Here is a 12,450-nt window from a genome sequence, read left to right on the forward strand (position 1 = left end):
TAATATATCAAAAACTATGAGCAATCGTCCGATTATTCTTGGCATTGTTGGTGATAGTGCAGCGGGAAAAACAACTTTAACTAGAGGAATTGCCCAAGTTTTGGGAGAAGATAATGTTACAATTATCTGTACTGACGATTATCACCGCTACGATCGCACTCAGCGAGCAGAATTAGGTATTACAGCTTTGCATCCTGACTGCAATTATTTGGATATTATGCAGCAGCATTTATCGCTGTTGCGAACAGGTCAACCGATCCTCAAACCAGTGTACAGCCACAAAACAGGAACTTTTGAACCACCACAATATATTAAACCAAATAAATTTGTAATTGTCGAAGGATTGCTGGGTTATTCTACTCGTAGTTGCCGAGATTCTTTTGATGTAAAAGTTTATTTAGCACCGCCAGAATCTTTGCGTGCTAAATGGAAGATTAAGCGGGATACAATGAAGCGGGGTTACTCGCCAGAACAAGTTTTAGCAGAATTGGAAAAACGCGAACCTGACTCGGAAAATTTTATCCGTCCTCAGCGCAAATGGGCAGATTTGGTTGTAACTTTTTACCCGCCAAATGAAGAGATTGAAGAGGATAATTCCCGGTTAAATGTACGTTTGGTACTCAGACCTACGATCCCCCATCCTGATTTTATTAAAATTATCGAACTCACCGACAGCGGTGCTAAATCAGCTGTTCGTTTAGGATTAGATCGGGATATGGGTAAACCAGTTGATGTGCTAGAAATTGATAGTCATGCAACTGCTGAACAAGTGAGTAAATTAGAAAAGGTTTTGTGTCATGAAATGCCTGATTTATTCCCGCATTGCAGTTTAGGAGGAAATTTAGAATTGGGCAAAATTACAGGAACAACTGATGAGGTTTTGCAAAGTTATCCTCTCGCTTTGACTCAGTTATTAATTTCTTTTCATACGCTGAAAGCGACTCATGTGCATCATTTTTAAAAATGTCAAAGTTGTGGGTAATAGACATCTCCAACAAAGAATCTCTTTCGGCTGGCAGGATGCCTGCCCCACAAGAGTTTTTGGAGATGTGTAATGAATCGATCGCACAAATCATCAACCATCCATTACCCACAATTTACTACCAAATTCCTAAATTGAACATTGATACGGGTGCAGGTATCATTTCGCCGCGAAAATCTAGCAGTTGCACTAAGAGTAAATAGCCGATCGCTAGAATTAGAGAAATTACCCCGGTAATAATTGCCACAATTTTCCCTCGATCCATGAGTTTCCCTGCTGCTAAATGATGTTATTTATTTAATATAGGTAATAATTAGTCTTAGTTGTCGTCCATAACTCAACTAATATGAATTCTGCTACTGATTCTCTCTTAGGAGCAATTACAATTGCACGCCAGCCAGTTGTGCAAACCTACGAATTAGGAAAAGTTTACCGCACAGGCTTTTGGCTGAATCAGAAAATTGAGTCCTTAAAAAGTTGTACCCTGACGGTTTATGAAGGGGAAACTTTTGGTTTGTTGGGGCAGAATGGCGCAGGGAAAACTACGCTGTTAAAAACTTTACTTGGCATTGCCCGTCCTACTTCTGGCAGAGGGTTAATATTAGGAAAACCTTTGGGCGATCGCACTGTCAAGCAACGCATTGGCTATCTACCCGAAAATGCCTATTATTATGATTTTTTAACAGGTTGGGAATTTTTGCAAATGATTGCGGGACTTTTCCAAATTCCCCAAGAAATTCAGCGAGTACGCATTCCCCAACTTTTAGAAATGGTGGGACTTGCCCAGTCAGCAGCGAAAAAAAAGCAACTGCGACAATATTCTAAAGGAATGTTGCAACGAATTGGCATGGCGCAAGCGTTAATTAATGACCCAGAAGTGGTATTTTTAGATGAGCCAATGTCGGGTTTAGATCCGATGGGGCGCTACCAAATTCGAGAGATTATTTTATCTTTAAAACAGGCAGGGAAAACCATATTTTTTAATAGTCATGTGCTGTCGGATGTGGAGAAGATTTGCGATCGCATCGCCATATTAGCCCAAGGTGAAATGATTTGCATCGGCTCTTTGGATGAACTTTTGGGAACCGCCGACACCTACTACATTAAAGGCAAAGGCGGTAAGCAAGAAATCTTAAAAAAATGGCTACCAGATTTAGAATTTGTATCGGAAGGAATAGGTAGCACAGATGAAGCTTGGCAAGGTCATCTCAAAGGCGATTTACAAGATTTTCTCGCCAGTTTGCGTCTCATGCAAGCTCAAATAATCAGCTTAAACTTAGCGCGTCCTACTTTAGAGGAATTTTTTATGGAACAATTGCAAAAAAGAGGTATAACTGCCAGCAGTTAAATAATTAGGTACGTTGTTGCGCTTCAGCGCAAGATTTTAGCGCTAAAGCGCAACAACGTACCTGATTCTTGAATATCTGCGACTCTTGAAAGATGAACTTTAGCTTGTCAGTTTGTATTAATTGAAACAGGAAAAGTTAACAACTAAGGAAAAATTATGGCTGACCTTGTAGAAACTGCGACTCAAGCTGAATCTTTCAAAACTTTACTAACTTTAGTGGAAGCAGCGGGATTAGTAGATGTACTCAAAAATCCTGAAATCAAGACAGTTTTTGCTCCTACTGATGAGGCATTTGCCAAAATTCCCGCTACTACTATAGCTTCTTTGATGGAGGACACTGCCAAACTGAAGCGAATTCTCTTGTATCATGTTGTTTCTGGAGATGTTAGGTCAGATGATCTCATCCAAATAAATGAAGCGCCTACTTTTGAAGGGTCAGTATTAGCTATTGATTCTTCCGATGGCGTAAAAGTGAATGATGCCAATGTTTTAAAACAAGATATTCTCACAGACAACGGCGTTATTCATGTAATTGATACAGTATTGATGCCAGCATTAGTAGCTGTTGAATAAGTTGCATTATCAAATCAAAAAAAGGTAAAACAAATGGCAAACATTTTAGACACAGCTGCTAAATCTGGCTCTTTCAAGACTTTAGTAGAAGCTGTGAAAGTTACTGGTTTAACTGATACTTTGCAGGGTTCAGGCCCTTTTACTATTTTTGCCCCAACTGATGAAGCTTTTGAGAAATTGCCAACCGGAACTATCGAGAAATTGTTGAGCGATATTCCGCAGTTAACCAAGATTCTCACATATCATATAGTTGCAGGCAAAGTAATGTCGGAAGATGTGGTGAAACTAGATAAAACTACCACGTTTGAAGGTTCAGATTTGAAAATTCATAACAATGGTAGTTTGATGGTGGGTGATGCTGCGATCGTTCAGTCGGATGTGGAAGCTGATAACGGTGTCATTCATGTAATTGATACCGTTTTAATTCCGCAATATTAACGGTACGTTGTTGCGCTGTCTTCGCTCTTATCCCAGTTCTATTCGTAGGGTGCGTTAGTTCTAACGTAACGCACCATTCCACTATTCGTAGGCTGCGTTAGTTGTAAAAGGTAAAAAATACCGGAGATGGTGCGTTACGGCTCGCGCCTAACGCACCCTACGATTAATTTACGGTTAGTCAATTGGGCCTAAAATAGAAGCCGATCGCGCAGGTAAACTCAAGCTTAATTGCTTAGATTTCCCTGCTTCTTCACTCCAAAAAATCTCAGTTTCACCATATAATAATTGACTCGGTTGAGATTGCAAAGCTGTTACTTCAAAGCTGGTATTTGCATCAGAAGTACCTACATTTACGGCAACAATTAATTCCTCATTTCCCAAAATTCTCGCAAATACGTAAACTGTTCCTTCTGCATATAAAATGTGATAGGAACCTGTGCGAAGTGCAGGATATTTATTCCGTAAAGCAATGAGTTTTTGGTGATATTTGAGTACGTAAACATCCCAGTGAGCTTCCATTGGAAAACCGCGCCGTGAGTCGGGGTCTAATTTTCCAGGTAAACCAACTTCATCGCCGTAATAAATGCTGGGCGCACCGGGAAATGTTAATAGTAAAACGGTGGCTAGTTCGACACTGGCTTTGTCACCTTGGGCGATGGAAATTAATCGGGCTGTGTCGTGACTGGCTAATAAATTAAGTTGGGTTAGTTGAATTTCCCAAGGGTAAAGTTGCAGCAAATATTCAATTTTTTCGCCGTATTCTTTGGCGAATAAAGGTGGGTAAGGATCGTATGAACGGTCTTCTACTTGTGTGATGTCTACGCGATCGCCAGTAGTAAAAGCAATAGTTGGCGCAGCAAATAAGTAATTCATTACTCCGTCAAATTGTGTACCATCTAACCATTCACGGGAGTCTCTCCAAACTTCGCCAACTATATAAGCTTCGGGGTTGATGGCTTTCACGCGATCGCGAAATTCTTGCCAAAAACCCGGAGTTTTTATTTCAAAAGGTACATCCAATCGCCAGCCATCAATGCCAAATTTAATCCAAAATTCGGCAATTTCCATGATGTATTCTCGCACCTCTGGATTGTCATGATTAAACACTGGTAAAGCGCGATTTCCTGCCCAACCAACATAATTTGCTGGATACTCTCCATTATAAGGAGATACAGGCCAACGTTCAATTTTAAACCAATCCACCCAAGGAGAATGGGGGCCATTTTCTAACACATCATTAAAGAAGAAAAACCCTCGACTAGAATGATTAAATACTCCATCCAAAACTACTTTAATATTTCGTTTGTGGGCAGCATCTAATAATTCTTGAAAAGCGGGATTGCCCCCCAACATTGGATCGACTTGGTAATAATCATGAGTATGGTATCGGTGATTACTGGCAGATTGAAAAATTGGGGTAAAATATACAGCATTAATTCCCAAATCTTGCAAGTAATCCAACTGTTCCATCACACCCCACAAATCGCCGCCTTTGTATCCTTGGAGTGTTGGCATATCGTCCCACGCTTCCCAGGAGGCATTTTTTAATAGGCGTTTGCGAGGTTGTTTGCTGCGAGCAAATCGATCTGGAAAAATTTGGTAAAAAACAGCGTGTTTAACCCAATCTGGAGTTGTAATCTGCATAATTAACCTGCTAGCTCTCTATTTTAAATTACAGCTATTTGCACTTGTCTGATTACTACTTTTGATAGAAAATTTTTACCATTCATCAATGTTCAAGAAGTTGTAGGGTGTTCTACTACCATAAATCTGCTCGACAGCATCAAGGTTTGAATTTCTGACGCACCCTACTAATTGTGCCAGTTGCGTAAGTCCTGTAATTCATCGATTTTAAGTGATTGACTGGGGTCGATCGCTAATGGTTAAATAAGAGTAAGTGTAGAAGAAGACCATCAATGGTTAACGTATTAAATCAGGGTGACGACGAGTTAGTTCCGCTAGATTATAGCGATTTATTGCAAAAAATCTCCCAAGTATTAGGAACGAAAAATATATTTCAATTGTCGGGAAATGGCGATCGCCTACTGATTGACATTGACGAAGTAGCGAGTCAAGTCGCAACTCTGCAAGTCGCCAATCCGCTAGCATCCCCTAACGGAGTTCGTGCCGCAACTATTAATTTCTCTCCAGGATTTCAAGCAAGTTTTCCGCAGAAAATCCGCGAAATTAGAGATATTTTACAACAAAAGTTAGCATCTAATTTAAGAGAAAATCAATCGATCGAGGAATTTGTTAACAGTTTAGTTTCCCCGTTGCAATCTTTCCAGGGGAATGCGGGTAAGTTGGGTTTTACTTATACTTTTAACCAACCTTCTCCTAATTTACAAAAGCAAAAACTTTGTCTTTCTAGCAATCGTCCTGGTAGTGCTTCTCTGCTAAAATTTCATAAATTAACGATTAAGGTGCGGGAGATCGATCGCTTTCCCGAATATTTGCAAGAAGGATTGCTAAATCACATCGACGATCTAGTTACTTTTGACAGCGAAGCTGATAGAGAAGAACTACAAGATAGGATTCAAGATCAGATTGCCGAAGAAACTTCTGACTTTAACCGTTTGCAGCGAGTTGTAGACACAGAAACACTGGGAAAACTGAAAAAAGAAGCGAAAATTAGGTATTTAGAATATCTCCGAGATCAGATTGATAATCAAGATCACGTTGGGTTTATTTATCTGCGAGATTTGATTCGTCGTCTCCGACTAATTGAAGAATTTATTAATCAAGAAAGACCGGATGATTATTATGAGGTAAACTATGGAGGCGCGAGGATTAATTATAAGGATTTGTTTTCGCGATCGGAAGTATTAGACTCCCTTCCGATCATTCCCATTGTCACCGGAAACTTAGGAGAAAGTACCGACAAAAACGCCGGAGAACGCCAATTTATTTTCGGTTTCAAAATGAAGTTTGGTAATGCAGTTCAAGCACTTGACGGCAAAGAAGTATTTGATTACAATCTTAATCTCCTTAATCCCAATAGTGACGAACATAAACAGGAACTTCAAACAAATCCCAACTTCGGCACAAAAATCTTAAAACTCGCACTTTTGTACTTTTTTATATTTGCTTCTCGCAGCAATCCCGAAGCACCAGATTACAACCCTTCTACTGATTTAGAATACGCTCCGATCGCCAGCTTTGATGCCAGAGTTATGCCTATATTACGCGGTTCTGATGAACTAGCAAAACAGAACATTTTGCGACTTATTATTACCGGATTCACTCAGTATAATGCCAAAGTAAAAATCAAGGTACTCCGGGATTTTTTGAGAACCTTTATTGGGTATCAAACAATTTTGCCAACTCGAAATTATCCGATTCAGATTAATGTGAGAAGAGGTATCCTCGAAAGTGACGAAAATCAAATTTTATATGGCATTTTCTTTAAAGAAGTTGTAAGAAGAAATCCCAAAGAATGTTTGAGATATATTTCGATCGGGGAAGCACAGGTAGGCGAAAATGCCGTCTGTCAGCTACCTGCAAGTATTTCTATTGAAGATATCCGCTATTTTCCCACAGAAGAACGCCAACAATTTCAGATGGAATATGACATTACAGGTGTGAATGCTTTGCCAGTAATGTGGGTTCCTGAAAGCTGCATGAATACCTATCAAGAACATTTCATGCGAGACAAAAAGTTGTTACTGTTTCGCTACAACAATCGACGATTAGATCCGAAAAATTTTGATTCTACCCAAGGTTTTATTTATCGCTTTACTGTCTCTTTGCTAGCGTATATTGTTCTGAAAATTTTGCTAGATGCTGCAAGTAAACGGTTGTTTATTCCGATGGTAAGATTGCACGAAGGCGATCACAATAATCCCGCACCTTCGGAAAAGTTTATGGCGCATCTTTCTAAAGCATTGTGTCATTTACTGAACGAGAAACACCGTTGTAGTTCTCAAGGTTTCCGGGTGCGAGATCCGAAATCTTTCAAAGTGAAAAACGGACTTAAATCTTTATATTCGGTATTACCAAGAAAGTTTCGCTTCAACAATAGCGCAGATACTCCAACTTTGGATAAACTAGCGATTATTGTTGTTTCCAGTTTGGAAAGTGATGCGAGAACAGGGAACAAAAACCGCAAAAATAGGATATCTAATTTGGTAGGAGAAGCGATCGCCATCACCCACCAAAAAAATGATAACTCTATTCGCCTGTATATCATCAAAACTTTTTCTGATAACTACAGTTATCAGCGTTTGTATGAAGATCCCCCGATTCTCCTCGACACAGTAAACAACCTTTATCAGCAAGGATTTCGAGACTTTTTGTATGTTGCACAAGCACCTTTTACCAGTAATTTGAATATTACTCAAACTGAAGATGACGATCGCCTATATTTCATGTCACCCAAACTCATAAATAACTTGAAAGGAAACCGCGACGACATCAAAATTTATCCGGTATTTTTCGATAAATACTATGTTCGCAAATTCAAAGATTTGAAAGCAACTTCTTTATATATTCAAGATACAAATCAACTGTTGAATGTTGCAGAAGATTCGGCGCAGCAAGCGATCGTCTTTTTCAATTTGTTTAATGGACTTAGTGTAGGTAATGAGGAAGAACGTTTTTACAATGGCGTGATTTCCTACTCTACCCTAATCAACATTTACCCCGGAATCTTAGATGACAAATACATCAGACAAGGTTTAATTGATGATGATAGCACTCGGAAAAATGACTTACTGCAATATCTGACACTATTTCACTTTTCCCGATTTGAAAAAACCAGCGATCTTAGTTTAAAACTCGATCCTTATGAAAATATCATGGGTGAAGAATCATTTAATAAATTGTCTGTGTTTAACCATATTAGAGGCGAAGTTGATTTTAATTCCTTGGCATTTTTGACCGAAGTTAGGAGAGTTTTAAATGTATAAGAGGAGTGCAAAATGATTGCGGAAAATTTGGGTCGATTGTTTGAAGTTGGATTTAATATCGGGATTCTTGCTTATATTGAACAGCACAAAATTAAGCACAACTTTGGTGATTTGTATCAGCGGGATTTGCAGCATTTTAAATTTCCCAAAATGCTAGAACGGATCGTTAGTGACGATCGCACAATCAGTGACAAAGATATCCAAAGAATTGAAAAGTGGTGTTTGTATTTATTGCAGAAAGGTTTTCTTTCGGGATTGAATTTTTTTGGCGAGTATATTAAGTCTACCGGATGGACCGATCGCCAAAAATCAAACCTCGAAATCTTGTACTATCAATGCAGTTTTGGCGATGCTAACAGCATCAAAACCTATCCGAAAAGTGAAGAACAAGAATATATCGATCTATTATCGCAGTTTCACAAACCAGATCTGTTAAAAAATCGTCTTTTTTGGAGTCGCTACAAACAAAAAGGTGAATTTTTGAAAGCAGACACCTTGATGTTATTGCGTCATCGCCAAGAGTTTCGGATTCTTTCCGTAGACTTATCGATATTTTCCGTTAAATCAGCAAAAGATATCTTAGACTTTGAAGATAAAGATATGCAGAATCAGCGGCGTTTATTGCAGCGCGAAATTGCTTATTTACGTTCCAAAAGTGTTTTTGCTAAACTGCGGATAGACACCGGAAACAACGATGATTTAGGTTTGAGTTTACCCCCCGATTTGCGGCGATATTTTACTGCTTTTAAACGCCAAGACAAAGAAAGTGCTAAATTAATTCAAGCAGGTTCTTATGCTGGAAGCTTTTATCAATTTCTCCGGGAAATAGACATTCTCAACGATCGCACATCGGTAGTGTTTAATGTGGTGGGATATAGCGATCGCGGAATCAGCGCCATGTCACTTCGTCCCGAAAATTTAGAAGTCTTAAACACCTGTTCTGAGATTTACCAAAACGAACTCAGAGAACAAGAAATCACCCAAGCAAGAAAGGAAATTTTACATCTAATTCAACTCAATGCAAGTCGGAGTTTCGCCAACGGGAAACCCTTTATCAAGCAAGTATTAGAAATCCCCACTGACACCACAACTATTATATCTCATACTGAAACAATTAATAACTTTAGTTCTACATTAGAATTGCGAAACGAACACGCCGAATTAATTAAAAAATCCCTAGACTCTGACAAAACCTATCTATTTTTAACTGGTAATCCGGGAATTGGTAAAACTACAGCAATTGTAGACTTTCTCAAAGCTCATGTCAACGAAGGTTTTCTCTTCTTTTATGTTAGTCCCCGCAAACAAGTCAACTTAGACATTATTGAAAAATTCAAAGACTCAGTAACAGGGAAGTTAGATGAAGAAACCTTTTGTATTAACACTAATTCCCAACTTATTGAAGAAAACTCTTGGCGTTGTGTCGTCAATTACAACTCCGAGAAACGCCAAGGTGATTTTACAGGAAATGGCGTTTATTTCTTCGATTCTAGTCTAGAAATTGAACGGAAAACCTCACGCCAGAAAGCACTTAAGAGAAAAAATGAAGACGAAATTGTAGCGACAAATCGCCGCAGCAAAGGAGTTTTATCTTGTCTTTGCGAAGCAATAAATACCACAATTAAAAGCGAAATCTCTCATAATATTGTCGCTACAGCTTGCATTCAATCTTTAAGGATCACTGAAAACGGAAAAAACACCTTAGAACATTTTACCAACATCTTCAAAAGTGCTTACATTCAGCGAGAAAACAAAGTTATTCCCGCAGAAATGAGAAAAATATCGGCGCGGATTAAACATTTATTCATTATGATAGATGAAATCACTGGAGATGATAGCGGCGTTGAGTTTTTAAATGAAATCAGCAAGATTTTGAAACGTTATAAATTGACTGATTCCCAGCATGGATTTAATACTAAAGTTATTGTAGCAGATGCTTCAATTGTCGATCGCGACGTAATCAAACAACATTTATCCGAAACCTCACCGGAACCAGATAAAATATTCTTTAGACGTGCATCTTCCCAAGCTATTCAACCACTTTCATTTCAGGAATTTGAGTTTAAGCGATCGCCAGCAGTCGCCATCAACGCTAACTCCTATCCCGCCAGCAGTTTAACTATTACTTATAAACTATTCGTCGAATCACTTCTCTTTGACGAAGACACTTTTGCAGCGACAAGAGATCACCTAAAAAAAAGAGTTCAAAATCAAATTGTTCAAGATATTAACACACTCTGGAACCGTCCCGACGCTGGACAAATTATTGTATACATTCAAGATAAACGAAAATTACAAGAATTAATCGAAAAAATTAAACAACAGCGGGGAGAGTTTGTCAAAAACCAGGATTATTTAGAGATCCACGCCAACCTTTCTGATAATGATAAAACAGCGATTCACGAACACAAAAATCAAGTCAAAATCATCTTTATGACTTCCTCCGCCAGTCGCGGTTTATCCTTTCCTAAAGCGAAGCATATTTTAGTAGAAATTCCCCATTTTCGGGTGGAAAGTAACTTGATGGAAATCATCCAAGTTATTTACAGAGGACGGGGTGATTATTACGAAGATGGAATTAAGAAAACCTTGGACGATCGAGAAAAAGAATTGATGTTTTATTTAAGCGATCGCGCCATTTACTACAACGACGACAAACAACTTTCCCTGAGAGAAAGCACCATCAATTTATTAAATATCTTGCTAATTATCAAATCTTGTGTATTAACTAGAATTCAAGGTTACGGACAAATAGGTAGAGAAAAATTCCTGATGATTCCTATAGGTGGAAAATCCGTATCTACCGCAGGTAAAACATTTAGCGGACAACTAGCAAATCTAATCAAAGACTTAAAAAATGAATATCATAGATATCCCAATCACAAAGTTTTAAAAGAAGTTTATACCAGTTTAGAACAGCTGCTAAGTCGAGCAAAATTTACCTTAAATCCCCGAAACTCAGATTCTCAAAATTCTGACAGTTATTCCTATTTACAATTACGAGAAGTTTTCTCTAGCAAATTCACTGATTCAGTTAACAATGGATTTGATAGTTTACTCAAACTTGGCAACCTAGAAACTGGACTAATTAATGGTAGCTTGTTAGTCGTTCCTATCGCAGATAAAAAATTAGAAGAAACTTATGAAATGCGGTTAATGGAAATAGCAACTCACGCCACCGAAGAACTAATAAATAAAATGTTAGCAATTCATCATAGTTCAGATTATCCGGGAAGACTGCGATCGGCAATCAAAAACGCCATAGAATTAGTAGATAAAGTGCGCGACTCCAGCGACAGAACGCAGTTTTTCCAGCAAAATAGTCAACGCCTCGATCGATATTATGCCTTACCATTATTTAGCTTTATTAGCGCCGAAGCAATGAGTGAATATTTTGCCGAAGAACCTGAAGAAGCAGAAGACGAAAGATTTCGGGATATTTTAGCAACCTACATTCATCATCTTTACCCAACCGATAAAACCTTACCAATTGGTTACAAATACAAAGAGTTTCCCTTTGTAGTTTTTAGCAGTTACAGTTTAGAAGAAATGAGAGAAAAGATTTTTACCGATAAATATTTGTTAACTTCCAATGAGTTAAATGTGTTGAATTTGATTTTATCTAAAGCAGAATAAAATACCTTTTACCCTACTTTATAATCTGCAAAATTTTTATTCTATCGGGATAAATAGCCAGATATCAATCTTTGCATAAGCTATTTTAACAGCGCGATCCGCCTAACGGCACGCTACGCGATCGCAAATATTCAATCATCACTAACCGCAAGTAATCCAACATCCGAAGATAAGCTTTAATTTGTTGGTAATCAACCTTGGTTGTAAAATAAAATTCTGCGATCGCAGGTACATCAAAAACCCCTATATTTTGCAATCTATTAATTGCTTCCTGTTCTTTCTCTATCCAGCCTCGCGCTTGAATTTGACTAGCATAACCTCGAATATCTACCGTTAATAATTCAATTTCTTCCCAAACGCTAAATTCTTCTTCTGAAACAGGAAATCGGTCAGCAATTTGTTTTCGTTCTGGCTTAGTGTTTTGATAATCCACCGTTAACTGTTCTAATAGATGACTAATGTAATTCCTTGTGATTTCAGTCTTTCGAGAATTAATCTTTGATTCAGTCATCGTTAACTCCATAAGTAACTTTAGTGATATAAAGTAGGGTGCGTCAGACTAATAA

General features: G+C 38.2%; 9 protein-coding genes. 7 read left to right on the forward strand and 2 right to left on the reverse strand.

Annotated elements, in window-relative coordinates:
- Window positions 1-16 precede the first annotated feature (16 nt).
- From ACE1CC_RS31130 to ACE1CC_RS31150, 5 genes are all read left to right on the forward strand, one after another.
- Window positions 17-961 carry a phosphoribulokinase gene (locus ACE1CC_RS31130; RefSeq protein ID WP_413274315.1) on the forward strand — a complete coding sequence of 315 codons (945 nt, stop codon included), beginning with the start codon at window positions 17-19 and terminating at the stop codon, window positions 959-961.
- Between the two features lie 2 nt (window positions 962-963).
- A complete protein-coding gene (locus ACE1CC_RS31135; RefSeq protein WP_413274376.1) occupies window positions 964-1,185 on the forward strand; it encodes a hypothetical protein in 222 nt (73 codons plus the stop codon).
- 143 nt (window positions 1,186-1,328) lie between these two features.
- The gene (locus ACE1CC_RS31140) at window positions 1,329-2,330 is read left to right on the forward strand and encodes an ABC transporter ATP-binding protein (RefSeq protein WP_413274316.1); all 1,002 of its coding nucleotides are present in this window, start codon (window positions 1,329-1,331) and stop codon (window positions 2,328-2,330) included.
- Between the two features lie 156 nt (window positions 2,331-2,486).
- Window positions 2,487-2,903 (forward strand): fasciclin domain-containing protein, encoded by a 417-nt coding sequence (locus ACE1CC_RS31145; RefSeq protein WP_413274317.1) that lies wholly within the window; start codon window positions 2,487-2,489, stop codon window positions 2,901-2,903.
- A 33-nt stretch (window positions 2,904-2,936) separates the two neighbouring features.
- A complete protein-coding gene (locus ACE1CC_RS31150; RefSeq protein ID WP_413274318.1) occupies window positions 2,937-3,341 on the forward strand; it encodes a fasciclin domain-containing protein in 405 nt (134 codons plus the stop codon).
- A gap of 174 nt (window positions 3,342-3,515) precedes the next feature.
- Here the strand turns inward: ACE1CC_RS31150 and ACE1CC_RS31155 are convergent, their stop codons facing one another.
- A complete protein-coding gene (locus tag ACE1CC_RS31155) occupies window positions 3,516-4,985 on the reverse strand; it encodes a glycoside hydrolase family 13 protein (protein ID WP_413274319.1) in 1,470 nt (489 codons plus the stop codon).
- Window positions 4,986-5,257: 272 nt separating this feature from the next.
- On the opposite strand from ACE1CC_RS31155, the gene ACE1CC_RS31160 reads away from it, so the two are divergent.
- A complete protein-coding gene (locus ACE1CC_RS31160; RefSeq protein WP_413274320.1) occupies window positions 5,258-8,248 on the forward strand; it encodes a hypothetical protein in 2,991 nt (996 codons plus the stop codon).
- A gap of 12 nt (window positions 8,249-8,260) precedes the next feature.
- A complete protein-coding gene (locus ACE1CC_RS31165; protein ID WP_413274321.1) occupies window positions 8,261-11,884 on the forward strand; it encodes a helicase-related protein in 3,624 nt (1,207 codons plus the stop codon).
- 85 nt (window positions 11,885-11,969) lie between these two features.
- On the opposite strand, the gene ACE1CC_RS31170 is transcribed toward ACE1CC_RS31165, so the two are convergent.
- Window positions 11,970-12,395, reverse strand: coding sequence for a hypothetical protein (locus ACE1CC_RS31170; RefSeq protein WP_413274322.1), 426 nt, complete (start codon window positions 12,393-12,395; stop codon window positions 11,970-11,972).
- Window positions 12,396-12,450 lie beyond the last annotated feature (55 nt).

Origin of the sequence: Floridaenema aerugineum BLCC-F46, from assembly GCF_041929345.1 — a bacterium.
GTDB classification, from domain to species: domain Bacteria; phylum Cyanobacteriota; class Cyanobacteriia; order Cyanobacteriales; family Aerosakkonemataceae; genus Floridanema; species Floridanema aerugineum.